Annotated in this window: 25 protein-coding genes; 17 read left to right on the top strand and 8 right to left on the bottom strand. The window is 46.0% G+C overall.

Annotated elements, in window-relative coordinates:
• Positions 1-125 precede the first annotated feature (125 nt).
• Both hemL and HUX64_RS14735 read left to right on the top strand, forming a co-directional pair.
• Positions 126-1409, top strand: a complete 1284-nt coding sequence (gene hemL, locus HUX64_RS14740) for a glutamate-1-semialdehyde 2,1-aminomutase (RefSeq protein WP_174626968.1) — start codon at positions 126-128, stop codon at positions 1407-1409.
• A gap of 27 nt (positions 1410-1436) precedes the next feature.
• Positions 1437-2777 carry a DNA recombination protein RmuC gene (locus HUX64_RS14735; protein ID WP_174626967.1) on the top strand — a complete coding sequence of 447 codons (1341 nt, stop codon included), beginning with the start codon at positions 1437-1439 and terminating at the stop codon, positions 2775-2777.
• Positions 2778-2866: 89 nt separating this feature from the next.
• On the opposite strand, the gene HUX64_RS14730 is transcribed toward HUX64_RS14735, so the two are convergent.
• The 7 genes from HUX64_RS14730 to HUX64_RS14700 all read right to left on the bottom strand — a co-directional run bounded on the left by HUX64_RS14730 (position 2867) and on the right by HUX64_RS14700 (position 8536).
• Positions 2867-3085 (bottom strand): hypothetical protein, encoded by a 219-nt coding sequence (locus HUX64_RS14730; protein ID WP_174626966.1) that lies wholly within the window; start codon positions 3083-3085, stop codon positions 2867-2869.
• Between the two features lie 130 nt (positions 3086-3215).
• Positions 3216-3347 (bottom strand): BrnT family toxin, encoded by a 132-nt coding sequence (locus tag HUX64_RS19320; RefSeq protein ID WP_217426555.1) that lies wholly within the window; start codon positions 3345-3347, stop codon positions 3216-3218.
• Positions 3348-3444: 97 nt separating this feature from the next.
• Positions 3445-4026 (bottom strand): peroxiredoxin, encoded by a 582-nt coding sequence (locus HUX64_RS14720; RefSeq protein WP_217426554.1) that lies wholly within the window; start codon positions 4024-4026, stop codon positions 3445-3447.
• Between the two features lie 211 nt (positions 4027-4237).
• On the bottom strand, positions 4238-4585 hold the full coding sequence (locus HUX64_RS14715) for a hypothetical protein (protein ID WP_174626965.1): 348 nt from the start codon (positions 4583-4585) through the stop codon (positions 4238-4240).
• Positions 4586-4728: 143 nt separating this feature from the next.
• On the bottom strand, positions 4729-5313 hold the full coding sequence (locus HUX64_RS14710) for a hypothetical protein (RefSeq protein ID WP_174626964.1): 585 nt from the start codon (positions 5311-5313) through the stop codon (positions 4729-4731).
• 254 nt (positions 5314-5567) lie between these two features.
• Positions 5568-6038 carry a tRNA (uridine(34)/cytosine(34)/5-carboxymethylaminomethyluridine(34)-2'-O)-methyltransferase TrmL gene (gene trmL, locus HUX64_RS14705; RefSeq protein ID WP_174626963.1) on the bottom strand — a complete coding sequence of 157 codons (471 nt, stop codon included), beginning with the start codon at positions 6036-6038 and terminating at the stop codon, positions 5568-5570.
• Positions 6038-8536 carry a glycogen/starch/alpha-glucan phosphorylase gene (locus HUX64_RS14700; RefSeq protein ID WP_174626962.1) on the bottom strand — a complete coding sequence of 833 codons (2499 nt, stop codon included), beginning with the start codon at positions 8534-8536 and terminating at the stop codon, positions 6038-6040. Before HUX64_RS14700 ends, trmL begins: the two co-directional genes overlap by 1 nt.
• A 259-nt stretch (positions 8537-8795) precedes the next feature.
• Between HUX64_RS14700 and glnE the strand changes: the two genes are divergently transcribed.
• From glnE to gspD, 15 genes are all read left to right on the top strand, one after another.
• Positions 8796-11693, top strand: coding sequence for a bifunctional [glutamate--ammonia ligase]-adenylyl-L-tyrosine phosphorylase/[glutamate--ammonia-ligase] adenylyltransferase (glnE, locus tag HUX64_RS14695; RefSeq protein ID WP_246247047.1), 2898 nt, complete (start codon positions 8796-8798; stop codon positions 11691-11693).
• A 43-nt stretch (positions 11694-11736) separates the two neighbouring features.
• Entirely contained in the window at positions 11737-12660 is a 924-nt protein-coding gene (locus HUX64_RS14690) for a branched-chain amino acid transaminase (RefSeq protein ID WP_174626996.1), read from the top strand.
• 3 nt (positions 12661-12663) lie between these two features.
• Positions 12664-13710, top strand: a complete 1047-nt coding sequence (gene waaF / locus HUX64_RS14685) for a lipopolysaccharide heptosyltransferase II (protein WP_174626961.1) — start codon at positions 12664-12666, stop codon at positions 13708-13710.
• A gap of 7 nt (positions 13711-13717) precedes the next feature.
• A complete protein-coding gene (gene waaC / locus HUX64_RS14680; protein ID WP_174626995.1) occupies positions 13718-14716 on the top strand; it encodes a lipopolysaccharide heptosyltransferase I in 999 nt (332 codons plus the stop codon).
• Between the two features lie 44 nt (positions 14717-14760).
• Complete coding sequence (gene gspE, locus HUX64_RS14675) at positions 14761-16446, top strand: type II secretion system ATPase GspE (RefSeq protein WP_174626960.1); 1686 nt, start codon at positions 14761-14763, stop codon at positions 16444-16446.
• A gap of 1 nt (position 16447) precedes the next feature.
• On the top strand, positions 16448-17686 hold the full coding sequence (locus HUX64_RS14670; RefSeq protein WP_174626959.1) for a type II secretion system F family protein: 1239 nt from the start codon (positions 16448-16450) through the stop codon (positions 17684-17686).
• 127 nt (positions 17687-17813) lie between these two features.
• Positions 17814-18242, top strand: coding sequence for a type II secretion system major pseudopilin GspG (gene gspG / locus HUX64_RS14665; RefSeq protein ID WP_174626958.1), 429 nt, complete (start codon positions 17814-17816; stop codon positions 18240-18242).
• On the top strand, positions 18242-18760 hold the full coding sequence (locus HUX64_RS14660) for a GspH/FimT family pseudopilin (RefSeq protein ID WP_174626957.1): 519 nt from the start codon (positions 18242-18244) through the stop codon (positions 18758-18760). Before gspG ends, HUX64_RS14660 begins: the two co-directional genes overlap by 1 nt.
• Positions 18747-19163 (top strand): type IV pilus modification PilV family protein, encoded by a 417-nt coding sequence (locus tag HUX64_RS14655; RefSeq protein ID WP_174626956.1) that lies wholly within the window; start codon positions 18747-18749, stop codon positions 19161-19163. Before HUX64_RS14660 ends, HUX64_RS14655 begins: the two co-directional genes overlap by 14 nt.
• Positions 19150-19881, top strand: coding sequence for a prepilin-type N-terminal cleavage/methylation domain-containing protein (locus HUX64_RS14650; protein ID WP_174626955.1), 732 nt, complete (start codon positions 19150-19152; stop codon positions 19879-19881). Before HUX64_RS14655 ends, HUX64_RS14650 begins: the two co-directional genes overlap by 14 nt.
• On the top strand, positions 19868-20887 hold the full coding sequence (locus HUX64_RS14645; protein ID WP_246247046.1) for a type II secretion system minor pseudopilin: 1020 nt from the start codon (positions 19868-19870) through the stop codon (positions 20885-20887). Before HUX64_RS14650 ends, HUX64_RS14645 begins: the two co-directional genes overlap by 14 nt.
• Positions 20862-21974 (top strand): PilN domain-containing protein, encoded by a 1113-nt coding sequence (locus HUX64_RS14640; RefSeq protein WP_174626954.1) that lies wholly within the window; start codon positions 20862-20864, stop codon positions 21972-21974. Before HUX64_RS14645 ends, HUX64_RS14640 begins: the two co-directional genes overlap by 26 nt.
• On the top strand, positions 21961-22548 hold the full coding sequence (gspM, locus tag HUX64_RS14635; RefSeq protein WP_246247045.1) for a type II secretion system protein GspM: 588 nt from the start codon (positions 21961-21963) through the stop codon (positions 22546-22548). The genes HUX64_RS14640 and gspM overlap by 14 nt, the downstream gene beginning before the upstream one ends.
• Positions 22545-23159, top strand: coding sequence for a hypothetical protein (locus HUX64_RS14630; RefSeq protein WP_174626953.1), 615 nt, complete (start codon positions 22545-22547; stop codon positions 23157-23159). The genes gspM and HUX64_RS14630 overlap by 4 nt, the downstream gene beginning before the upstream one ends.
• On the top strand, positions 23140-25305 hold the full coding sequence (gene gspD, locus HUX64_RS14625) for a type II secretion system secretin GspD (RefSeq protein ID WP_246247044.1): 2166 nt from the start codon (positions 23140-23142) through the stop codon (positions 25303-25305). Before HUX64_RS14630 ends, gspD begins: the two co-directional genes overlap by 20 nt.
• 32 nt (positions 25306-25337) lie before the next feature.
• Here gspD and rpiA read toward each other — a convergent pair whose 3' ends face one another.
• Positions 25338-25994 (bottom strand): ribose-5-phosphate isomerase RpiA, encoded by a 657-nt coding sequence (rpiA, locus tag HUX64_RS14620; RefSeq protein ID WP_174626952.1) that lies wholly within the window; start codon positions 25992-25994, stop codon positions 25338-25340.
• Between the last annotated feature and the right edge of the window lie 67 nt (positions 25995-26061).

Below are 26061 nucleotides of genomic sequence, written 5' to 3'. Positions count from 1 at the left end.
TGCTGCAGCTGAATTCAGCAAGGGCGCATTTTGCCATTGTTATTCGAAGCATGGCTTATAATGCGCTTTCAATCAGGACCAGGTTCTCCTATCCTTTACGCACTGATTAACCTTAAATAACAATTATGACTGAAGCAAGTGTTTTATTTTCCAAGGCTAAAAACGTAATTCCGGGCGGCGTGAATTCGCCGGTACGCTCATTCAGCGGCGTGGGCGGAGCGCCGGTGTTTATTGACCACGCTTGGGGGGCCTATATTTACGACAGTTCAGGAAATCGCTATATTGATTATGTCGGCTCCTGGGGACCGATGATTTTGGGGCATGCCCACCCTGAAGTCATTACAGCCGTTAAAAGCGCAGCCGAAAAAGGCTTAAGCTTTGGCGCGCCGACTGAAATTGAAACGCAAATGGCTGAACGGGTTTGCGAACTTGTGCCGTCAATTGACCTGGTCAGAATGGTCAGCTCCGGCACGGAAGCGACCATGAGCGCCATACGCCTTGCCAGAGGCTATACCGGCCGCGATATTATCGTCAAATTCGAAGGCTGCTATCACGGCCATTCCGACTCCTTGCTGGTTAAAGCCGGTTCCGGCGTCTTGACCTTAGGCATACCCAGTTCTCCCGGTGTGCCGGCGTCAGTGGCGGCAAACACCATTACTCTGGCTTATAACGATATCGAACTGGTTAAAAAATTGTTTGCCGAAGCCGGCGAGCAAATCGCCTGCATTATCGTTGAGCCTGTCGCCGGCAACATGAACTGCATTCCGCCTGTCCCCGGTTTTCTCGAAACACTGCGTCAAGTCTGCGATCGCTATAATAGCGTATTGATTTTTGATGAAGTAATGACCGGCTTTCGCGTTGGTTTGCATGGCGCGCAAGGCCTTTATAATGTCGCGCCGGATTTGACCACCCTGGGGAAAATTATAGGCGGCGGCATGCCTGTCGGCGCTTTCGGGGGCTCGCGCAGGATTATGGAGCATCTGGCGCCTATCGGCCCTGTGTATCAGGCAGGGACCCTGTCCGGCAATCCGGTCGCCATGGCGGCCGGCCTAAAAACTTTGGAATTAATTTCGGTGCCCGGATTTTACGAAGCATTGACTGCAAAAACCGAAAAACTGACGTCGGGGCTGAAAGAGCGCGCCCGACAAGCAAGCATCGCCATGACAACCACTGCCGTAGGCAGCATGTTCGGACTGTTTTTCAGTAAGGAAGAAAAAATCACCACATTTGCCCAAGCCATGCACTGTGATCAGGCTTTATTCAAACGCTTTTTCCATGCCCTGCTCGAGCAAGGAATTTATCTGGCGCCCTCAGCTTTTGAGGCCGGTTTCGTATCAGCCGCGCACACTGATGAAGACCTGGAAAAAACCCTGGATATTGCAGAAGCCGTATTTAATCGTTTGCAATGAGTCAAGTCTCAAGAGTGATGAATTAACATGGAATTAATAAACCACCTGTCGCCGCTTATACCGGCTTTAATCGGCTTTCTGGCCGGCGTCTTATTGATGCGCCTGCTAGGCGGTAAAGATAAAACCGCTATTCAACAACTTTCCACCCAAATTGCCGTCGCCGAAGAAAAATTAAAGCAATGCCGGCAAAATGACATTGAATTGAGGCAATTACAACAGCTTGTTACCGAGTTCAAAACCCAAAATGTCGAACTGCAAACGCGCATGGATGAACAGGCAAAAAACGCGGCGGAAAAATTAAAACTGCTGCAAGACTCGGAAGCCCGGTTGACCATTCAATTTGAAAATCTGGCCGGTAAAATTTTCGATGAACGCAGCAAGCAATTTACCGAACACAATAAAACCAGCCTGGATCATATTGTCACGCCGCTACGTGAACAGCTGGGAGAATTCAAGCAGCGTATAGAAACGGTTTACGATAATGAAAACAAAGACCGCATTTCGCTGCGTGAAGAAATTGTCTCGCTAAGACGCGATACGGCGCAAATGAATCAGGAAGCGCTTAATCTGACGCGCGCCTTGAAAGGCGATAAAAAAACCCAGGGCAACTGGGGTGAAATGATTCTCGAAAAAGTCCTGGAAAAATCAGGCCTTCGAAAAGGCATTGAATATGAAACCCAGGGCGCGTTCCGGGATGAGGACAACAGACTGTTCAAGCCCGATATTATTATCCGTTTGCCTGAAAACAAGGATGTCATTATTGATTCCAAGGTGTCCTTGCTGGCTTATGAGCGCTACTGTTCATCCGAGGATGATCTGGAACGCATTACGGCATTAAGGCAGCACACGGATGCAGTCAGAGAGCATATCAAGAGTTTGAGCGGCAAGGATTATTTTGGTCTGAAAGGCTTAAGATCCCTTGATTTTGTGCTGTTATTCATACCCATTGAAGCCGCTTTTATAGCCGCTTTTCAGGCCGATGAACACCTGTTCAGCGATGCTTTTGAATATAAAATCGTAGTGGTTACGCCGACTACCTTATTAGCGACGCTGCGGACTGTGGAAAATATCTGGCGCTACGAACGCCGGAATGAAAATGCCAGGGCTATAGCGGATAAGGCCGGCGTCGTTTATGACAAAATAAGAGGATTCGTGGACGAACTGGACAAACTGGGCAAGCAATTAAGCACCGTCAACAATACCTATGACGGCGTAATGAATAAATTAACCGGCGGCCACGGCAATTTAATCCGCCATGCCAGCAGTTTTGTCGATCTGGGCGTCAAGGTGAAGAAGACTTTCCCTAAAAGCATCACTGAACAGGCCGGTATTGAGACTGAAGAAAGCAGTGATGAAAAATTGTTTTAGGAATATCGGGGAATAAAATGCGGGAACGGCTTTCTCAAACCGGAAATTGAGATTCTGCAATAATATCTTGGAGACCGATAACGTAAAGCTCAGCGGCGAAGCGTTAGGCTGTTTGCGCGCTTGGCCACATCGATTAGATAACGCAGCGCTTCATTAACAGCGTCGGTATTCGGAAACGCAGCCATCACATCAGGCTCTAAATGAACTGTATCACAAAACTTTTTGCGCCTAGCCCCCAGTTTTCTTACCTGCAAACTTTGCAGATCATACGTGGGCCGTAATTCATCTTCTATTCCATTCTTGCTCATAGGCTTTTCGCTCCGATAGCGTTGCTTCTCTTGCACTGATTAAACGAATGCCATTGTTATGCTCTCCCTATAGGAAACGAACAACAACCGCCTTGAGCCGATTCACTCAGCTGGATAAATCGGTGTTCTACTAAGGAATGGTCAAGATCATAGAAATATCCACGTATAACGGATCTTCAAAAACCGTTTTCGCTTCTTCAAAAGAGACGTCATGTTTTGCCAAATTGGCTGCTGCTTTGTTTTTATCCCAGTCGTATTCCATTGAAGCTATATCTTTCGCCTACACAGGATACACTTATCTATAGTCCTTACCTTTTAGCAAGCATCGGGAACAGCTGAGGTTTTCAGCTTTGCGCAACTTAGGCTTGATTCTCCGAGAGCCAAGCCATCACCTCAAAAACATTTTTATCTGGAGGAAAGAGAGGGTAAAAGCACTTTTTAATTACGCCATCTTTAAGAATGAACGTCAATCTTTTGATCAATTTTAAACCGCCGACTTCAAGCAGGGGCAATTTCAAAGCAGAGGAGAAATAATGATCGGCATCACTTAAAAGCGGAAAAGGCAACCCTAAACGATTAGTAGCTTCTTTTTGTGCTTCCGGTGTTTGAACACTTATGCCGTAAACGCCTATGCCATTATGTTTGAATGCAATGTGATTTTCACGATATGAACATACTTGCGGCGTATACCCAGCAGCGCCGGGAATTTGAATCCACCCTTCCGGGATGGCAAATCCTGGACGACCTGTCATTGAATAACAGAAAATTACATTCCAACCAGACAAGTGAGATAAATTAATTTTTTGATCATCTGTTGACCATAAGGAAATATCAGGCAGAAGCATATTGTCCAGATGCTCACAGGCCCCATCATTTAAAGGAATTGGCAAATCCTCTGGAATAGAACCGAGTACATCAGGTGGAAATTGAATATTTTGCACAGTAATTTTCCAAAAAGCCAAAAGTAAAGCTAGCCGGGGGCGGCTCGAAAAGCGAATAATAAACCGAGTATAATCGCGCTCCGCTTGAACGGTGGTTTAAGTTTATGTCAATTTAACCAGGACTCTTATACAGTTTTGAAAAACTATGTAACAATTATTCCTATTCGCCTCGGGTATGGCGGTTTGCCTGTCGCAGAAAACGCCTTATGTGTTAGTTTGGACGAACCCGTATATCATTTATATTTCTACACCCTAATCCAGCAGTGCTAAATCTAATGTTATTACCGTTTATTTGGCACTTAGATTTTCCAGTCGAAACGGATGGAAAACACGCAAAATCTACTGTTCCTAATGTTGTTTTGCTCGCATCAAGAGCTATTAAGTTTCCATACCAATAACCGAGATCTCTTCCTGAGTTATTTTGAAATGTTCCATCATAAAAATTACAACCTGATCTTGGTATTGCTAAGCTACTACCATTTAGATCAAATTTATATGTGCCTGTGGTGCATCCTGAAATTATAAGAGCAAGTAAAGTAGCTTGTAATTTTATATTCATAATTCCTTATTTTATTTATGGTTTTTGCTACAACGAATTTTTACTCTATTTAATTTTTCGGAAGATAATAGCGGCTCGCAAGAATTTGGGAGTTGAAGCACATCATAATTGGCTTCCCTTATTAATACAAAGCACGAATAAAATTAGGATTTATAAATATAGTGAAGTTCATTTATAAAATTTATTACACATGGTTTCAATCTAATATACATTTCATCCAGCCCTGATAATTCTGTTCCTACTTTACCGTAAGCTGGGAATTCTGTTGACAATTCAAGTGTAACAACACCTTCATGCTTTATTGCATTGTTGATCAGCCTTAATTCATTGACTGATTGAAAACATTGTAAGTTTTTAGCTTTAATGGGTAATACAGCTTTTACATTTTTCCAATATGAATACTTACTAATATCTATACACTTTGTATGATAACCAATAAGTTCTTTAATATTTTTCTCAAATAACTTATATAGGGCTGTTATTGCAAGCTGATCAGCCAAAATGGAAATATCATTTATAGATATTACATCATCTGCTATCCACTCGTAATCAATTTGTTCAAGTTCACGATTTTTATAATTTATTTGCTTATCTGGCTCAAATCTTGAATTAATGCCAGTGAATTCATCTTGTATTGATCTTGAAACCAAATTTTTGAATGAATCAATATCTTTTGTGTCAAGAGTGGAAAGATAATTATCAATTAATTCTTCAATACCAACACTCATAATTCCTCTAATAGAATATTGCTTAAATCTGGATATTTTATACTCTTTTTCAAGCTTAGCCTGTAAAAATACCTTTCAATATTCTTTCTAAATTAAATATTATCTCAATATAGACATAAAACAGTTTCAAGATAACATCACAAGATAGATTAGCATAAATTTTGAATGGCAGGGTTTGGCCATCAAAGTTATTAGTTGTCAGCATGGGTTTTGACGTATTTTTAAACCGGGCAAATCAATGCGAAACCTACACATTATTTTATTACCGCTCCTGCAAAAGCCAACTGCCTCCATGCCTCGTACAGGACAATTGAGACAGTATTCGACAAATTCAGACTGCGGCTTTCTGCCTGCATGGGCAGGTACAGACATCTGTCGGCGCCCAGCCGGGTTAAAACAGGTTCAGGCAAGCCGCGGGTTTCAGGGCCGAACAGCAAGGCGTCTCCTTGCCGGAAAGCCGCATCGCTGTATATTTTCCGGCCTTTTGTGGTCAGGGCAAAAATCCGTTCCGGCCTAACATTTTCAATAAAAGCATTTAAGGAGGAATACTCTATTACCGATACCCATTCATGATAGTCGAGCCCGGCCCGGCGCAGCTTCTTGTCATCCAGTTCGAAGCCCAAAGGCTGGATTAAATGCAATTGCATCCCTGCATTGGCACACAGGCGGATAATATTGCCGGTATTGGCCGGGATTTCCGGCTCGTACAGAACAATATGAAACATTAATCCACTTTAACGGGCGTGAGTTTCCAGATCTCGTTATTGTATTCAGTGATCGTTCTATCGGTAGAAAACTTGCCGCTGTTCGCACAATTTAAAATGCTCATCCTGGTCCAGTGCTCCTGATCCTTATAGGCGGCTTCTACCCGTGTTTGCGCATCAATATAACTGCGAAAATCGGCAATCGTCATCCAGGGGTCATGCGGGCTTTTTATGGATACCAGAATATCATCAAAAATCCCCGGTTCGAATTGATTAAAATGGCCGCACTCCAGCAGGCCGATAACCCGCTGCAGATCTTCATCCTGATTAATGATTGTCACAGGATCATAATGATGGGTCATTTTTTCAACCTGCTCTTCCGTCAAGCCGAACAGGAAGAAATTCTCATCGCCGACTTCTTCGCGAATTTCGATATTGGCGCCATCCAGCGTACCGATAGTGATGGCCCCATTCATCATCAGCTTCATATTGCCGGTGCCCGATGCTTCCTTGCCGGCCGTTGAAATTTGTTCGGAAAGATCAGCGCCGGGACAAATTTTTTCCATGGCTGACACCCGGTAATTAGGCAGGAAAACCAGTTTTAATTTGTTGCCCACATCAGGATCATCATTGATAACCTGCGAGACATTATTAATCAGTTTGATGATCTTTTTCGCCATGTAGTAACCGGGCGCCGCTTTGCCGCCAATCAATACGCAGCGCTTCGTCCAGTTGTCAATATCGCCGCGTTTAATGCGGTCATAAAGATGAATAACATGCAATACGTTTAACAACTGACGCTTGTATTCATGGATGCGCTTTACCTGGACGTCAAATAAGGCATCGACATCCAACTCAACATCCATTTCCATTTTTTTAAAATCAATCATTCTTTGCTTTGCGCTCTGCTGAACTTCATACCAGCGCTTACGAAATTGTCTGTCTTCGGCATACGGCTCAAGCTTTTTCAGCAATGACAAGTCGGTTAACCAGCCGTCGCCTATGGTATCGGTGATTAGTTCGGCCAGTTCGGGATTACAGTCGGCCAGCCAGCGGCGCGGCGTCACGCCATTGGTTTTGTTATTGAATTTGTGCGGCCACAATTCGTAGAAATCCCGAAACAGGCCTTGCTGCAATAGCTTTGAATGCAAGGCGGCCACGCCGTTGACCGAAAAGCTGCCGACTATGGCAAGATAGGCCATTCTGACCTGTTGCTCATGGCCCTCTTCAATGATCGACATGCGGGTCAAGCGCTCTTTATCACCGGGCCAATGCGCCGATACTTCAGCCATAAAGTGGGCATTGATTTCAAAAATGATTTCCATCAGCCGGGGCAGCAGTTGCTTGAACAGAGGCACGGGCCAGCGCTCCAGGGCTTCCGGCAACAGCGTATGGTTGGTATAGGCCATGACCCGGATGGTAATAGCCCAGGCCTGATGCCAGGACAAACCGTGTATATCCACCAATAAGCGCATGAGCTCAGCCACTGCGATGCTCGGGTGCGTGTCATTCAGCTGAAAGCAGTTTTTTGCTGCAAACTCGGAAAAATTCCTGCCATGCCGTCCAATCCAGCTTGCCAGCACATCCTGCAAACTGGCGGAAGCCAGAAAATATTGCTGGCGCAGTCTCAGTTCCTTGCCGTTTTCATTGGCGTCATTCGGATACAGCACCATGGTAATATTTTCAGCGATATTTTTGGCGGCGACCGCTTCTGCATAGTCACCGGCATTAAATTCCTCCAAATCAAATTCTTCAGTCGCCGATGCTTTCCATAACCTCAAGGTATTTACTGTGCCATTGTGATAGCCGGGAATCGGGGTATCAAAGGGAACCGCCAGCACATCATGCGTATTGACCCAGGAGATCCTTTTATTTCCGTTTTCGTCAATATGACTGTCGCAATAGCCGCCAAACTGAATTCTCTGCGTATATTCCGGACGTTCGATTTCCCAGACATTGCCGTTGTGCAGCCAGTGATCGGCTTTTTCCACCTGCTCGCCATTAATGATAAGCTGGGAAAACATGCCGTATTCGTAGCGCAAGCCATAGCCTGTTACGGGCAAATGCAAGGTAGCGCAACTGTCAATAAAACACGCGGCCAAGCGGCCGAGGCCGCCATTGCCAAGCCCTGCATCAGGCTCGCTGTCAATTAATTCTTCAAGATCCAGCCCCAAATCATACATGGCTCTTTCTACAATAGTGTCAATGCCCAGATTAAGCATGGCATTGCTTAAGGCGCGGCCCATCAGAAATTCCATCGACAAATAATAGGCTTTCTTGCAATCTGTCTGCTTGTAGGCGTTAAACGTTTTTTTCCAGCGTTCTATGAGCCGGTCGCTAATAGCCAGCGCCAGCGCCTCATAGGCATAATGCGGCGAATTACAGTGTTCATCCCTGCCGAGCCGATGGCTATAATAATGTTTAAAATCAGCTATTAAGTGCTTTTCCTCCATACCCAAGTCCGGAAGCGCAGTAATTGCAGGGTTGGGGTTACTGGTTTTGAAATGTTTTTGTGGCATGGTTTGTTAATCCTTACGGGAGGTTGATATAAGTTGATAGTAACCAGATTTTCCGGTTTAGACAAAAACATCAGGATTGATGCGCGCAAACAATCAGGAGACATTTTATTGGTTTCGATGAGCCAGGTTCAGCACGGTTATGTATGCGGCAGGTCGTAAATTGAAACTTCTTTAAACAGTTTTCATTTTAGAAGATATCCATGCAATCTCCTATGCTCTGCAATAAAAATAATCCTTTCATATTCCTAAATTAGTTATTATGTCAATTTTCCTTCATGGGCATTATGTCTCTCTCATGGATAATCTTGAATCAGAGCTTGCCGCGCTTTACCCCGGTCAACGGGAAATTGTGGAAGCATCCTTGAAAAAATGGGCTGACTACATTAGCGGACTTGATTTTAAAGATTTAAAAACGCAGAAGTTTACGGCATCGATTGTAAAGGTCTGGGGTTGCAGTCTGTTTGTCGCAGAAAGCTGCAGCCGCAAACCCGAATTGCTGGTTGATCTGGTTGTGTCCGGCGATTTAGCGGCCATTTACAGCGACACCTGCTACCACGATAAACTGGCGCTATTAGCCATAAACAGTGAAGCCGATTTAATGGCGAAACTTAGGCATTTCAGGCGCCGCGAAATGATCAGGATTGCCTGGCGCGATTTAGCAGGCTGGGCGCCCTTAACCGAAACGCTGCTCGATTTATCAGGGCTCGCCGATGCCTGTATTCAATATGCCCTGGCTTTTCTCTATCGGCAGGCTTGCGATAAACGGGGAGTCCCCTTGCTGTCCAATGGCCGTCCCCAGCAGATTATCGTGTTGGGCATGGGTAAACTGGGGGCCTGCGAATTAAATTATTCTTCAGATGTGGACTTGATTTTCGCATATGCCGAGGAAGGCGTCCTGGCCGATAGAAAAGCCACAAGCTACGGCGAGTTTTTTACCCGCTTATGCCAAAGTCTGGTAAAGGTTCTGGACGAGACTACCGTTGACGGCTTTGTATTCCGCACCGATATAAGGTTAAGACCGTTTGGCGACAGCGGCCCCATTATCATGACGTTTGACGGCATGGAAAAGTATTATCAGACGCAGGCCAGGGAATGGGAGCGCTATGCCATGATTAAAGCCCGGCAGGTCGCCGGCGATTTTGACACCGGCGCAAAGCTGATGGTCATGCTTAAGTCCTTTGTATACCGGCGTTATCTTGATTACGGGGCGTTTGAAGAATTGCGCGCTTTAAAAGTGCAGATAACCCTGGAATTGAGACGTAAGGACCGGCTGGAAAATATAAAGCTTGGGCCCGGCGGCATACGTGAAATTGAATTTATCGGTCAGGCCTTTCAATTGATACGCGGCGGGAAAGACAAAGCCTTGCAGAAACGCGGCATTCTGGAGGTTTTGCAAATTCTTGGACAATCAGGCTTGTTATCAGAAACGGAGGCTGAGCAATTAAGGCAGTCTTACTGTTTTCTTCGCCGTATTGAAAATCATATCCAGCAGTATCAGGACAAACAAACCCATGATTTGCCGGTACAACCCGCCGTGCAGCACATATTGGCTTACTCTCTGGATTATCCTGACTGGCATGGCTTTAAGCATGAACTGGATAAAGTAAGAAGCTATGTTCATGAAGTATTCGGCCTGGTTTTTTCATTATCGAGGCAGGAAGTAGCGCCGCGGCTAAGCCAGAAAATTTGGGCCTGCATTGCTGATGAAGCGGAATTAATAGCCAACCTGAAAGCATGTAACTTTCAGGAGCCTGAAGAAATACTTGCCGCCATAAAGGGCTTTAAAAACTCGTCGGCAACCAGACGATTGACGGCAAAAGGAGCAGCCGTGCTGGACCGGCTAATGCCGCAACTCATAGAGGCTGTGCAGCAAGTGGATAACCGGGAGGAAACCTTAAAAAGATTACTTGGCCTATTTGAAGCCGTTGCCGGAAGAAATGTCTATTTATCGCTGCTGTCTGAAAACCCCGATGCGTTATCGCAGTTAATCCGCTTATCTTCAGCCAGTCCCTGGGTTAGTGACTATTTAGCCCATTATCCGGTGTTATTTGATGAACTGCTGGATACACGCACGCTATATGAACCCCTGAAAAAAAATGATCTGGATGCTCAATTAAAGATTCTGCTGTCGCAAATTGATAGACAGGATGTTGAACAACTGATGATCGCGCTCAGGCAATTTAAACAGTTGAATGTGCTGAGAGTTGCCGCGGCCGATATTATGGGAGTTATTCCGGTCATGGTAGTCAGTGATTATCTGACCTACATAGCCGAAAACATCGTCAGCCATAGCGTTGAGCGCGCCTGGCAAATGCTTGCCGAAACGCATGGCTATCCCCCTGATAGCGATAATAATGCTATAGGATTTGCCGTTATTGGCTTTGGCAAACTGGGCGGTATTGAACTGGGTTATGGCTCCGATCTGGATCTGGTGTTTTTGTATGACTGCAAGGATGGCCATGCGCTGACCGAGGGCCCAAAGCCTGTTTCCTGCTCCCGGTTTTACGGCAAGCTCGGGCAGAAAGTGCGCCATATACTCGATACCCGCATGCTGTCGGGCGTCCTTTATGAAGTTGATATGCGGTTAAGGCCCAGCGGCGAATCCGGCTTACTGGTAAACCATATCAATAGTTATGAGGAATATTTAAAGAACCAGGCCTGGACCTGGGAACATCAGGCCCTGGTCAGAGGCAGGTTCATAGCCGGCGACCCCCTGTTAAAAGCACAGTTTGAAGCCATACGGCGCAAAATTTTAAGTGTGCCCAGGGACTCGGCACAATTAAAAAAAGAAGTCCGCGAAATGCGTGAAAAAATGCGCAAAGCTCTGGATTTAACCGGCGCCGAGAAGTTTGACTTAAAACAAAGTAAAGGCGGTATTGCAGATATTGAGTTTATAGTACAATTTGGGGTTCTGGATCAGGCTTCAAAAAATAAGGCATTGACTACCTATACTGATAATATAAGACTGCTTGACGGTCTGCGGGAGCATGGATTTATTTCCGCAACCAATGCGGACACCCTCAAAACCGCTTACTGCGCTTATCGTGATTATGGTCATAAACTGGTTTTGCAGGGGGATCGCGCTGTTATAGATGAATCTGAAGTTGCCGAAATGAGAACTCAAGTCGAACAGATCTGGCGCGATTATATGGAATAGACAATGACAGGCAATTACAAACATTAAAGTTGGAGAATGAATGATGACGATGGACGATAGAGACGGCGTTATTTGGCTGGATGGACAATGGCTTGAGTGGCGTGAAGCTAAAGTCCATGTATTAACTCATACCCTGCATTACGGCTGCGGCGTATTTGAGGGCTTAAGGGCTTATCATGCCAAAAAAGGCACCGCCATATTCAGGATGAAAGAGCACACCGACCGGTTATTCCGTTCTGCCCATATTATGAACATGCCGATGCCCTATAGCAAAGACGAACTCAACCAGGCCCAGCGCGAAGCCATTGCCAGAAATAGCCTGGACAGCGCCTATATCCGCACTATGTGTTTTTTCGGCTCGGAAGGCATGGGGCTGAGGGCAGATAACCTGAAAGTGCATGTGACGGTTGCAGCCTGGCAGTGGGGCGCTTATCTGGGCGCAGAAAATATGGAAAAAGGCATTCGTATCCGTACTTCTTCCTATATGCGCAATCATGTCAACAGCACGATGTGCAAAGCTAAAGCTAACGGCAATTACATCAATTCCATCCTGGCTTTGCAGGAAGCAATGTCCACGGGCTACGATGAGGCCTTATTACTGGATCATGAAGGCTACGCCGTGGAAGGCAGCGGCGAAAACCTGTTTATCGTGCGCAATGGCAAGCTTTATACGCCGGAAACGACATCGGCGCTGGAAGGCATAACCCGCGACACCATTATGGCTATCGCTGCCGATCAGGGTCTGCAAGTCATCGAAAAACGCATTACCCGGGATGAAGTTTATATTGCCGATGAAGCTTTCTTTACCGGCTCGGCAGCGGAAGTCACACCGATCAGGGAATATGATGGACGGACTATCGGCAAGGGCGAGCGCGGGCCTATTACCGCAAACTTACAAGCCCTGTATTTTGATTATGTCCATGGAAGAAAAGACGATCACGCCGAGTGGCTGACTTACGTTGCTTAAGTTTTGAAAAAACCGGTTGCGCTTGAAAGCTCAAGCAAGATTTTAGTCGTCGGCCCGTCGTGGGTGGGCGATATGATAATGGCGCAAAGCCTGTTTATCACCTTAAAAAATAGCGAGCCTGATTGTCATATTGATGTTCTGGCTCCAGCCTGGTCATTGGCATTGCTGGCAAGAATGCCGCAGGTTGCAAAAGCCATAGCCATGCCATTAACACACGGCCAGTTTGGTCTAATAGACCGAATCAGGCTGGGCAAGCAGTTACGCCCTGAAAACTATGATAAAGCCATCGTACTGCCGAATTCGTGGAAATCGGCATTAATACCGTTTTTTGCCCATATTCCCGTGCGTAGCGGTTATGTTGGCGAATGCCGCCGGAGCTTGCTCAACGATGCACGAAAGCTTGATAAAGCATTGTTGACCATGACCGTACAGCGTTTTGTAGCGTTAGGCCTACCCCCAAACGCACCATTACCTCCCGAGATTCCCACTCCTGCCATAGTGATCGGCCAGGACAGGCAGCAAGCTGTAGCCGATAAATTTAAATTAAAGCCGGCCGCGAAAATTTTAGCCTTATGCCCCGGCGCCGAATATGGCCCGGCAAAACGCTGGCCGGCGCAATATTTCGCCGAAATTGCCCGGAAAAAAATCGCCCAGGGCTGGCAAATATGGCTATTTGGTTCCGGCAACGACAACGACATAGCGATGCAGATCAACAATGAAACCAATGGATTATGCACTGATTTCACGGGACGGACTTCCCTGGCCGAAGCGGTTGATTTGATGTCGCTGGTTGACACGGTGGTGAGCAACGATTCAGGACTCATGCATGTCGCGGCCGCCCTTGACAAAAAAATAATTGCTGTTTACGGGTCATCGGATCCCAGATTTACGCCGCCTCTTAACGCCAAAGCCCGGGTTATTTCCCTGAATCTTGCCTGCGCGCCCTGTTTTAAACGCGCCTGCCCCTTATACCCTGCCGGCCATAAAGATAATACCAGGTGCCTTACGGGAATCAAGCCGGCCGGAGTTCTTGACCTGATTGACGCTTAATAAATCCGTGCGAATAGCCATCGTCAAACTTTCCGCTCTCGGCGACATAGTCCATGCCATGGTTGCGCTTCAGTTCATCAAGGCTCAAATCAGCGATATTGAAATCGACTGGGTCGTTGAAGAACGGTTTGCCGGGATTTTAAAAAATAACCCGGATGTAGATAGCATTCTGACGGTTAGCCTGAAGTCGTTAAAATCCGGAAAAGCCGGCATTTATCAGCAAATCAAAAAGATCCGCAGCTATAGAAACGCTAACTACGATCTGGTAATTGACGCGCAAGGGCTTGTTAAATCAGCGCTTACGGCTACATTGACGGGAAGGCGGATTGCCGGCTTTGACGCAAAATCTGTCAGGGAAAGAGCCGCATCGTGGTTTTATAATACAAAAATAGCCTGCGCCTACGATGCCAATACCATCGACAGGAATGCCCTGGTTCTATCCAGACCTTTAGGGATAACTATCTCAACAGAACAGATACTTAACAAAAAGCCGTTTTTATTTTTTAATAATGAAGATAAAACTATTTATGATTTTTTACAAAAAGACCGGATAAATATTGTGCTGGTTATCGGCTCAAGCTGGGACAGCAGAAATTATCCGGCTGATAAATTTGTAAAGGTTGCCCAGGCTTTGCAGGCAAACTGCCTTGTCGTGTGGGGCAGTGATCAGGAAAAACAAACAGCTATGAGCATGTCCCGGCAATCTGAATTTATCAGAATGATGCCGCAACTGGATCTGAACAGCCTGAAAGCCTTAATAGCCAAAGCCGATCTGCTGATCGGCAATGATACCGGCCCTACCCATATGGCATGGGCTTTAAACAGGCCGTCAATTACGCTCTTCGGCCCTACTCCGGTTAGCCGGGTTTACCAGACGGCTATAAATAAAGTGCTTAAATCGCCTTCTATCGTGAATCCGTATAAACTTGATAAACAGGATTATTCAATTAAGGAGATTAAGGAAGACGAAATTATTAATATGGCAAAATCTTTATTATCTTTTTAGCAGGTTTTATACCTTTCAGCCTGCGGCGGTAAGTTGAAATTATCATGGCCTATGAATCTTTGTTAACTATTTTGCAGGAGAAGGATAAGCTTTCTGCTACAGAACTCAAAAAAGTTGAGCGCATAAAAAAATCGGCGGTATCGGAAAATTTGCCGCAGCTACTGGTTAAGCTAGGGCTGTGTTCGGAATTTGATGTTGCCGAGGCTTTTGTCGAATCCGGGCAGTTTGAAAAAGTTACTCCGGATCAGTATCCGCTGGCTATGCTGCTGCCTGAAAGTGTGCCTTTGCGTTTTTTAAAGCATTATCATGTCATTGGCTTAAGCCAGAATGACAATGATATTACTGTAACCATGATGGATCCGGAAGACCGGTTTGTCATTGATGCATTAAAATTGGCGACCGGCAAGAATATTATTGCTAAAGTAGGTCTGCTGTCGGAAATTGATGCGGCCCTGGCAGTGCAGTATGGCGAAAGCAAGGCGCAAATAGATAAGGCTGTGGATAGCATGGAGATGGATGAAATAGGCGAGGAAGATCTGGCGCATCTGAAAGATTTAGCCAGTGAAGCGCCGGTTATCAAGATGGTCAACCTGATCATGCAAAGAGCCATTGAAACCAAGGCCTCCGACATTCACATTGAACCGTTTGAGCAATCCCTAAAAGTCAGGCTGCGCGTGGACGGCGTTTTGAAGGACATAGGCGCGCCGCCCGTAAAATCAACCGCCGCGGTAATTTCGCGCATCAAGATTATGGCCAAACTGAATATTGCCGAACGGCGATTGCCGCAGGACGGCCGAATCAAGGTGCAAATGCTGGGTAAAGAGCTGGATCTGCGGGTTTCTACCATACCTACAATGTATGGCGAAAGCGTAGTAATACGCTTGCTGGATAAGGAAAATACCGTCCTGGATTTCGCCGCGCTCGGCTTTTCCGGCAAACATTTGCAGCAATTTATTGATGTACTGGCTCAGCCGCATGGCATAATCCTTATTACCGGCCCGACCGGGAGCGGAAAATCCACGACAATGTATGCGGCTTTAAAGCAGCTTAACACTTCCGAGCGAAAAATTATTACCGTTGAAGATCCTGTCGAATACCAGATGGAAGGCGTCAACCAGATTCAGGCAAAACCCCAGATAGGACTCACGTTTGCCTCGGCCTTGCGATCAATTGTCCGCCAGGATCCCGATGTCATTATGATTGGCGAAATGCGCGATCTGGAAACTGCAAAAATTGCCGTGCAGTCTGCATTAACCGGGCATTTGGTGTTATCGACCCTGCATACCAATGATGCCGCCGGAGGCATTACCCGATTGCTGGATATGGGCCTGGAGGAATACTTGCTCAGTTCCACTGTCAATGGCATATTGGCGCAGCGTCTGGTAAGAAAATTATGCCCTGAATGCAAGGAAGCTTATGCGCCCCCTGCCGAGCTTGTTAAAGAAATGAAGCTGAAATCCTTTGCAGGAGACGGCGACATTTTTTTATACAAGCCAAGGGGCTGCCCCGCCTGTAGCGGCTTGGGTTACCGCGGACGCATGGCTATTATTGAGTTTTTGCCAATGACTGATTCTATCCGCAAGTTAATCATGGCCCATGAAGAAGCCGGCAATATTCTAAAACTTGCCATTACAGAGGGCATGTCCACCATGTATGACAATGGCCTGGTCAAGGTGGCCCAAGGCATCACCACCCTGGAAGAAGTGCTGCGGGTAACATCCGAAACATAACATGCCTTTATATACCTATAAAGTAGTGAATAGCCTCGGGGAAACCGAAGAAGGCATGCGCGAGGCTGTGGATGAAAAACTTCTGATCGCCTCCTTGCAGTCGGAAGGCTATATGCCCATCCGAATTGCGCCGGCAGGGGCAAAAGCATTTCTTGGCCTGAGACCGGGAGCAAATAAATCAAAGCTATCTCCTAAAGACCTTACTCTTTTCACCAGTGAATTGGCGGTACTGCTGGAATCCGGACTGCCGCTGGACAGGTCGCTTATGGTATTAATGGATTTGGCGGAAGACAAGGAAGGATTGAGCAGACTTATCTCCAGGGTTCTGGAAAAAGTAAAAGGCGGCTCTTCACTAGCCGATGCGCTGGAAAGGCGTAAAACAGGCAGTCGAAAACGCAGCGGTATTTTTAGCAAATTTTATCTGAATATGATTCGAGCCGGCGAAGCCGGCGGCAGCCTGGGCGAAGTATTAACGCGCTTGGCGGAATATCTGGAACGTTCCCAGGAGTTAAAAGACACTGTAAGCACAGCGTTAATTTACCCGGCTATATTGCTGGTTATGTCAATAGCCTCTTTATTTATAATGTTGACTTTTGTCGTGCCGCAATTTACTGAAATGTTTGAAAGCGCGGGCAAGGCGCTGCCCCTGCCTACCCAGATTGTTGTAGGAGTGGCGGAATGGCTGCAAAGTTATTGGTGGATATTGATAGGAACTATTATCCTGGTAGCGAGCTATATGAATTTGCAGTTGACAGACCCGGTAAAAAGGAAGATTTGGGATAGCCGGTTTTTAAAACTGCCGCTGTTTGGAAATATCCTTTTAAATAAGGAAACTGCTAACATCAGCCGAACCTTGGGAACTTTATTGGGCAATGGCGTTTCCATACTTGTCGCCTTGGTCATTGTTCGTGAAACTGTCGATAATCAGATTTTAGCAGCGGCCATTGAAGATACGGAGGAGCAGTTAAAACAGGGGAAGCATATGTCGGATGCTTTACTGGAAAAGGGACTATTTCCTAAAATGGCTATGCAGATGATTAAAATGGGCGAAGAAACCGGCAGGCTCGAAGAAATGCTGCTGCGGGTGGCGGCTATTTATGATAAGCAGCTTAGAGTATCCATACAGCGTATGCTGGCCTTTCTTGAGCCGGCTTTAATCATTTCGCTGGGCCTGATGATAGGCGGCATAATCGTCTCTATTTTATTGGCTATTCTAAGCGTTAATGACCTGGCATTTTGACGTAATAATAAGGCCTTACTATCGGTTGAATCATTATCGTCGAAGTTAAAGGACAAATTTTTTATCTATTATTTTTAATATTTTCTGCTCAAATGTTGAGAGCAAGTTAAAACAAACGGGACACATCATGAAACACAATAAAAAACCTGCTGACGCAGGCTTTACCTTACTGGAACTACTCGTCGTTCTGGGCATTATTGCCATGCTGGCGGGCATAGTAGGGCCTCAGGTTATGAAACACCTGGGCGAATCGAAAACCAAAGCGGCAAAAGTTCAAATCGAAGATCTGGCGTCTACACTCGATATGTATAAACTTGATCTCGGTGTTTACCCCACAACCGAGCAAGGCTTAAATGCCTTAATTGAATCCCCTGACAGCGCTAAGCGCTGGAACGGCCCTTATCTGCGCAAATCCAAAATACCGCTTGATCCCTGGCAGCAGGAGTACCGCTATGTTTCTCCCGGCGAGCATGGAAAATTTGATTTGTTCACATTCGGTGCGGACGGCAAGGAAGGCGGGGAAGGCGAAGATCAGGATATCGTCAGCTGGGAGTGATGCAGAAGCCTAAAGCCATAAGATTTACGAAGCAAAAAACAGTTTCCTTGTATATTTCGCCTTGCTCCCTGCCTTCAAATACCAATCAGGGCTTTACCCTGCTTGAATTAACCATTGTCCTGGTTATTGCAGTATTGGGCTTTTCCGTTATCGGTATTAATTTATCATCAGGAAATGATGCTACGGAAATAAAAGCGGCTGCCAGAGATATTGTGTCAGCCCTGCGCTATGCGCGCGGGCAAGCTTTAATTTCCCATGAAGAAACTACCCTGACCCTTGATCTTGAAGAAAACAGTTACCTGATAAGCAACCGTGACAAGGTTTATGCCCTCCCTCAAACGATTGATATTACATTGGTTACCGCACAAGACGAGTTAAATGGTAACGGCACGGGCAGCATACGTTTTTTTGCAGATGGATCATCAACAGGAGGAAGGGTTACGCTGGAGCGCGGCAACTCTTCGTGGCAAATCGATATTAACTGGTTAACCGGCCAGATTGAACTTGAAGAAAAATAAACAGGCGGGCTTTTCTTTACTTGAACTTCTGATAGCCTTTTCAATTTTAGCGGTTTCGCTGAGCATTTTGCTGAAGATATTTTCTACCGGCGCCAATACGGCTGTACTAGCCGAAGAGTACACTGCGGCCGTTCAAATTGCAGAATCATTAATGGCAAAAACAGGCGTGGAAACGGACTTAAAGCCCGAGGAAAGCTCAGGAGTGGAAAATGAAAAGTATCACTGGCGGGTTTCCGTCGCTCCTTTTAATCTCACTATGGAAAATCTTGATATCCAATCGATACCCGCTGCACTTTTTAAGATTAAGGTCACCATAGCCTGGGATAATGACAGACAGATGGAACTGACCACTTTGAAGGTAATTAATAAGGAATTGGTTAATAAAGAACATGAAGGATTGTAAAACCTCACAAGGCTTTACGCTGATTGAAGTATTGATAGCCATGACGCTGCTAAGTATCATGGTGGTATTATTGTTCACCAGTTTGAAAATTTGTGCAGACAGCTGGGAAAAAGGCGAAACCAAAATAACTGAAGTGAATGAAGTCGCAGTAGTCTATAATTTTTTTCAACGGCATTTGAGTACAGCCAGACCCTTGTTGAATGATTTTACACCCGAAGGCGAGATCCTGTCTTTTCAGGGAAAAACCCGATCCATGCAGTTTGTGTCAGCGTTTCCTGCTAGCGCCGGCAGGGCGGGTTTACAGATGTTTTCAGTAGAATTGCAGAAAGAAGATAAAGACCAAGTTATAAAAGTGGCGGTAATACCCTATTTTCCCGAGGCCGAAGACGAACAGCGGCCGGCAGATGAAGTTGTTTTAATCCGGCGGGTAAGCGATTTTGAGTTGGCGTATTTTGGCGCCGATCAAGAGTCTGGCGAAAGTCATTGGCAAGATGAATGGCTGGAAAAAAATATACAGCCGCAGCTAGTCAAAATCAGAATCAAACCGGAAAACGGAATTTTCTGGCCCGATATGATTATTGAACTTAAGGTTGTAAGCTTGCATAACAATCCGGACATCACCGGCAATTTAAACAATTCAGAAGATATCAATAATCCGGGAACACCCGGGAATATGGAGAACCCGGCCACTTCAGAGGAGAAAGATGAAAGCCTCTGACAGCTTGGTCTGTAAGTCTTTAAATCCCATGATAATCCTCCGGCAACTCCCCGCAACCCAGAACGGCCTGGCTCTGGTTCTGGTGTTATGGATTGTAAGCTTACTGACAATAATGGCGGGAAGTTTTGCCCTCAGCATGCGCCGGGAATCATCCATTATTACAGGAATAGTCAGTAACGCTCAGGCCAAGTCCATTGCCGAGTCAGGACTTGCCATTGCCGAAATGATGCTGCTGAATCCGGAGCCTAATAAACGCTGGCGGACAGACGGCAGCGTTTATGAAATGGATTTTGGAAACGCCAAAGTCCGGTTACGTCTATTATCCGAATCCGGAAAAATAGATATTAATATTGCTGACCAAGCTTTACTGCAAAGCCTGATGAATCATGCTCCCGTGGAGGATGATGAGCAAAAAAATAAACTGGTGAATGCCATTCTCGATTGGCGCGATAAAGATGATCTGGTGCACCTGGACGGCGCTGAAAAAGCAGAGTATCAGAAAGCCGGCTTAAGCTATCAGCCCCGAAATAAACCTTTTCAATCTATTGAAGAACTGCAGATGGTACTGGGAATGGATGAAAATATTTTTTTGTGGATTGAAGATTTAGTTACTGTTTATTCAGGACAACCGGTTGATCTGCAACTGGCTTCCAGAAACGTCTTGGAAGTGCTGCCTGGCCTGGAGCCGGGGGTGGTGGAAAATTTCCTTGCCGCAAGGCGGGAAAGCGCCCTCAGCGGCCTCCCCACCCCAGGATTTCCTTCAGGTTCAGCACAAAATACCGTATCCGGGCAAAATGCGATAGTTTCAGTTCAGTCTGAAGCACGACTGAGTGACGGATCAAAAACCATGATAAACACAGTGATAAAAAACTCAGACAATCCTCAGTTCGGCCCGTTTCAAATACTGAAATGGCAGGTTGGCTATACCAATACCCTCTCACTGTTTACCGATGAAATGCTCGATTTATTAGTGATGCAATATGCTGAACCTGAATTCAACAATTGATCTGGAATTTAAAAAGTTTTTTCGCTGGTGGAAGCGTGAACTTGCCTTTTTAGTACCGGAAAAAATAAAGCAGCTGGTCAATGACAGGCACGGCTTTATCATTATGCGCCCCCAAAATAATCATTTAGAGCTTGTTTATCTACTTGATGGGCAAATTGAAGACCTCGGAAAACTGGATCGAAATGAAGCAGGAATAGCCCAGTACAAGGCTTTACTGGCAACTGATGAAAGACTGCCTAAAGCTAATTTAATAATCCGATTAAGCGGACAGGATGCGATTCAAAAAGAGCTGGCTCTGCCGGCTGTTGCAAAAGAAAACCTGCAGCAGGTGGTCGCCTATGAAATTGATCGCTATACGCCGTTTAAGGCAGAAGATGTTTATTTTGCAGTTAAGCCGCTCGAGGTAATTAGCGAATCAGGTCAAATCAGGGTCATGCTCGTGCTGACGACGCGGCAAATGTTGAATGCACTTTATGAAGATCTCAAAGCCATGGAAATAGCACCGCTATTTGTTGATTATGAAGGCTCGGCAAATGATTTGGCACAAAACGATGAGTATTACACTCTGCTGCCGGAATGGCTAAGACAAAAAACCGCGAAAACGCCGCGTCTGATCCACTCGGCATTAGCTGGAGCAGTATTTTTAATGCTGGCGGCCGCTATAGGCATGCCGACCTGGTTCGAATACCGGGCGGTTAATGAATTGCAGGCAAAAATCAACACGGTAGAAAAAGAAGCCAAAAATGTTAAGGCACTGCAATTGGAAATTGATGCCATGATCGATGAAACGCGCAAGCTGATCAACGAAAAAAACGCCGCCCCCCCGGTCGTGGTTATGTTGAATACTTTAAGCGCTTTAATCAAAGACGACACCTGGCTGTCATATGCCCAGTATTCGGATGGCCATCTGCAAATGCAGGGAGAATCCCCCGCGGCTTCGGCGTTAATTGCAGTGCTGGAAGCTTCCGAGTTATTCGCAAACGCCCGCTTTGTGTCGCCGGTTACTCAGGACAAAAGCACGGGCCTTGAGCGTTTCCAGATTACTGTTGATATCACTGCAAAAAGAGGCGCAGGTGATAATACCTGATAATCCTCAAAGACAAAGATGGCTTGCTGTTGGGCTATTAATTGCCGTGCTGCTGATTGCGGGTATGGTGATTTTAGTGCCTGTTATCAGCAAAGGATTGGAGTTCCATGAAACTAAAAATGCCCTTGTTTTCAGCCTGCAGCAATATCAACGAATTCTGGCTCAGAAAGATGCCGTGTTCGCCAGCATGAATAAGATAAAGATTCAGCATGAACAGCAAGGTTATTTCAACAGCAAAGGAACCAGTGCCCTGGCATCGGCTGAAATGCAGGAATTTATTAAAAAAGCCATCGTCGATGCGGGTGGCCAATTAAGCAGCACCCAGGCGCTTCCGGTCAGCGCCAAGGATGAATTTAGCCGGATAACAGTCAGAGTCAGAATGACCGGTAATAGCAATGTCCTGAGAACTGTACTCTACAAAATAGAAACTTCGACGCCGCTCATTATCGTTGACCAGATAGATATAAGACCCCTGCGCGGCAGAAGGAATAGAAAAACGCGCCAGATTGAGCCCAGTAATGAGCTGAACGTTAATTTTCAGGCGGTCAGTTTTATGAGGAAACAGCCTGAATGAACGTCAGGCTAATTAAATTAATGGCTGCTGCTTGCGCCGTGTTGATGCTGATTATTGGCTGTGAATGGCTATATGCAAAACAGGCGCAAAAAAACCTCCTCGGATTAATAAACTCGGGGAAAGCACCCTTATATCAGATAGATGAAATGCCCCGCATAGAGCTCTCCAGGCAGCATGAAGAAAATTATGCGGATCTGGTCGCAAGACCTCTTTTCATCAAAGGCAGAAGACCCGTTGATGAACCTCGCCTTGAAGAAGGGCAGGCCATGGCGGCAGCCGAGACATTTGATTGGCTGCTGAACGGAGTCTATTCGACAAAAAAAGGCCTCTCAGCAGCATTATTCAGCCGTTCCAACACCACGGTCGCTAAAGATAATCATCGGAGAATAACCAAAGGCACTGCTATCGACGGCTGGACATTGACTGAAATTAAAAAGGACAGAGTCATCATGACACTAGGCGCTAAACAGAAGGAACTGTTGCTTAGAAAACCTAAACCGAAAAATTCACCTGCACCCAAAAATACACCCAATCCGGCTAATACGCCCCCTATGCCTGAAGCTGCTGAAGGCGATTTCGAGAACAATAATAATGAATACACCGGGAAATAAAAAAGCGTTATTGTGCTTTTTGATAGCGTCATTAATGCTTTCAAGTTGTGAGCTATTAAATCCCCGACAAGCCGCTAAACTGCCTTTGGTCCCTGCCAAAAAAGACCAGGAAAGCGACAAGACCGGCGCTGTTTTTAAAGAATTGCGAAATAAGCCTCCATCAAGCGAAACCATTCGGCCCAAGAATGAAATAATTCTCGACACTGATCGGTTTACGGCAGGCTCAATAGCTCAGCACCGAAGAACCGGCACCCGCGGTGAAGCATCGTACAGTCTTAATTTTGATGAAGCTGATCTCGGAGAGGTGGCTAAAGTTATTCTGAGCGATATTCTTGGGCAAAACTATGTATTAAGCCCGAAAGTCGGGGGCAAGGTAACCTTGCAAACAACTCAGGCCTTGACCAAGGAAGAATTATTGCCTACGTTAGAAATGGTTTTGAAAATGAATAATGCCGCTTTGGTCAAAGACGGCAGGATTTATCATATAGAACCTGCCGAAGACGCCCTTTACAACACCAGCTTTTCAACTTCGGCAGGCACGGGAAAGCCCGGCTATCAGATTAAAGTCATACCAGTTCGAAATGTGGCTGTCGAAAACCTGGTTGAAGTATTAAAACCTCTGGTACCGGCAAAATCTATCCTTCATGTTGACGGCACCCGCAATATTTTGTTAGCTTCCGGAACGGCAGATGAACTGGCGCGAATCATGGATATGGTCAGCACTTTCGATATTGATATGTTAAAGGGGCGTTCTTTCGGCCTGTTTCCTTTAACTCATGTGGAACCGGAAAAAATTATTGAAGAGCTGGAGGCCGTTTTTAATAAAAAAGGTGACGAAGAGTCTGACTTTTTCCGTTTTATCGCCATTGACAGATTGAATGCTGTGATGGCTATCACTCACCAGGCCAGATATCTGAAAGACATTGAAAATTGGGTGCTTAGACTGGACCGGGCCAATTCAGGCACAGGCGGGGGCGTTAATGTCTATAAGGCTCAGCACGCAGATGCCGAAGAGCTTGCAGGCACATTAAATGAAATTTTTACCGGCGCTCAAAAAAAAGATTCCTCTGCAAAAGTTGCATCGGGTAAAAAATCGGCTGAGCTAAGCAACAAAGATCCCGCCAAACAGTCAGTGGCCAAAAGCTCATCGTCTGCTAATAAACAAACCGGCAATGCAGAAGTTGCGAATGTGGGCGAGGTAAGAATCATTGCCGATAAAGCCAATAATTCAGTGGTTGTTGTCGCTACGGCTCAGGAATATGAGGTCATACGAAAGGTAATCGCTCAACTCGATGTAGTGCCTTTGCAGGTATTGATTGATGCGACAATAGCCTCGGTTGAGTTGAAGGATAATTTAAAGTACGGCATAGCCTGGTTTTTAAACAATGGCAATAGCAATATCGGCAGCGCCTTGGGTCCTGGAACTTCATTAGGAAGCACTGCCGCCGCAGCCACATCGGCCTTTGCAACAGGCGGACTCAGCCTAGTATACAACTCAGGCGCTGTGAATGCAATTTTAAGCGCGCAAGCCGATAAAGGTAATCTTAATGTAATTTCATCGCCTTCTTTAATGGTGCTGAATAATCAGCAGGCCAAAATAAATGTCGGTGACCAGGTACCCATACAAACCAGCACAACCCAGCTTCCTATCGCTGGCGGCCAGACTCCCAGCATCGCTCAATCCGCGTCAATTCAGTATCTTGATACGGGCGTCACCCTGGAAGTGACGCCCAGGGTTAATGCGAACGGCGTGGTTATCATGGAAATCAAACAGGTTTTCAGTACCCCCTTTTTAGGAAATACAGGCGTCTCCACTTCGCCTACCATTGCCAAAAAAGAGATTGAGAGTTTTATTGCCGTAAATGACGGCGAAACCATCGTATTGGGCGGTTTAATTGATGACACTAATAATGCGGTTAAAAGCGGGATTCCTTTTTTACATGAGCTTCCGTGGATAGGGCCCTTATTCGGCAATACAACTTTCACCCGAACCAAGAGAGAGCTGGTTATCCTGATCACGCCGCGCGTGGTGAAAAGCAAGCAGGATTCCCGGCTCATTTCTGATGAATTCAAGCGCAAACTAACCGGTATTTATCAGGAATATCCGGTTAGTTCAATCAAAAGACGGGGAAATACAGGCTTATAGCCTTTGCTTTGGATATAAGCCTGTTGGACAATTTATAGCGTTACAATTTTATCGCCCCTGCTGATCAACACAACATCCGCAGGGCGCATGGCGAACAGGCCGACCGTGACCACGCCGGTGATATTATTGATGATCTGCTCCAGCTTGACAGGCTCCATAATATCCAGATTGTGGACATCAAGTATCTGATTGTGATTATCGGTAATGAAGTTTTCCCGCCATACCGGCTGACCGCCTAATTTAACCATTTCCCTGGCGACATAGCTTCTGGCCATCGGGATTACTTCAATCGGCAAGGGAAACGCGCCCAGCACATCCACGCATTTCGAGCCGTCAACAATGCAGACAAATTGCCTGCTGGCCGCGGCAATGATCTTTTCGCGCGTTAAAGCGCCGCCGCCGCCCTTGATCAGCTGTTTACCGGGATTGACTTCGTCAGCGCCATCCACATACACTTCAATAGTGCCGACTGCGTTTAAATCAAGTACCGGAATACCGGCCTTTCTCAAGCGTTCGCTAGTCCCTTCGGAACTCGAGACCGCGCCTTCAAAATCTCCTCTGCTATCAGCCAGAAAATTGATGAAGTGATTCACGGTAGAACCCGTGCCCACGCCGATTACCGGCACATCCTTGATATATTTTAAAGCGGCCTGAGCTGCTTTCTTTTTATTTATGTCATCTTGATTCATAAGCCTGCCGTAAATCCGGTTAAGTTAGTAAAGGGTATGCGATAATAGCGCAGATACACCGATAGTT

Origin of the sequence: Candidatus Methylobacter favarea (assembly GCF_902806695.1) — a bacterium.
Taxonomy (GTDB): domain Bacteria; phylum Pseudomonadota; class Gammaproteobacteria; order Methylococcales; family Methylomonadaceae; genus Methylobacter_B; species Methylobacter_B favarea.
Note: the sequence above shows the minus strand (reverse complement) of the source record. Positions and strands in the feature narration are given on the sequence as shown.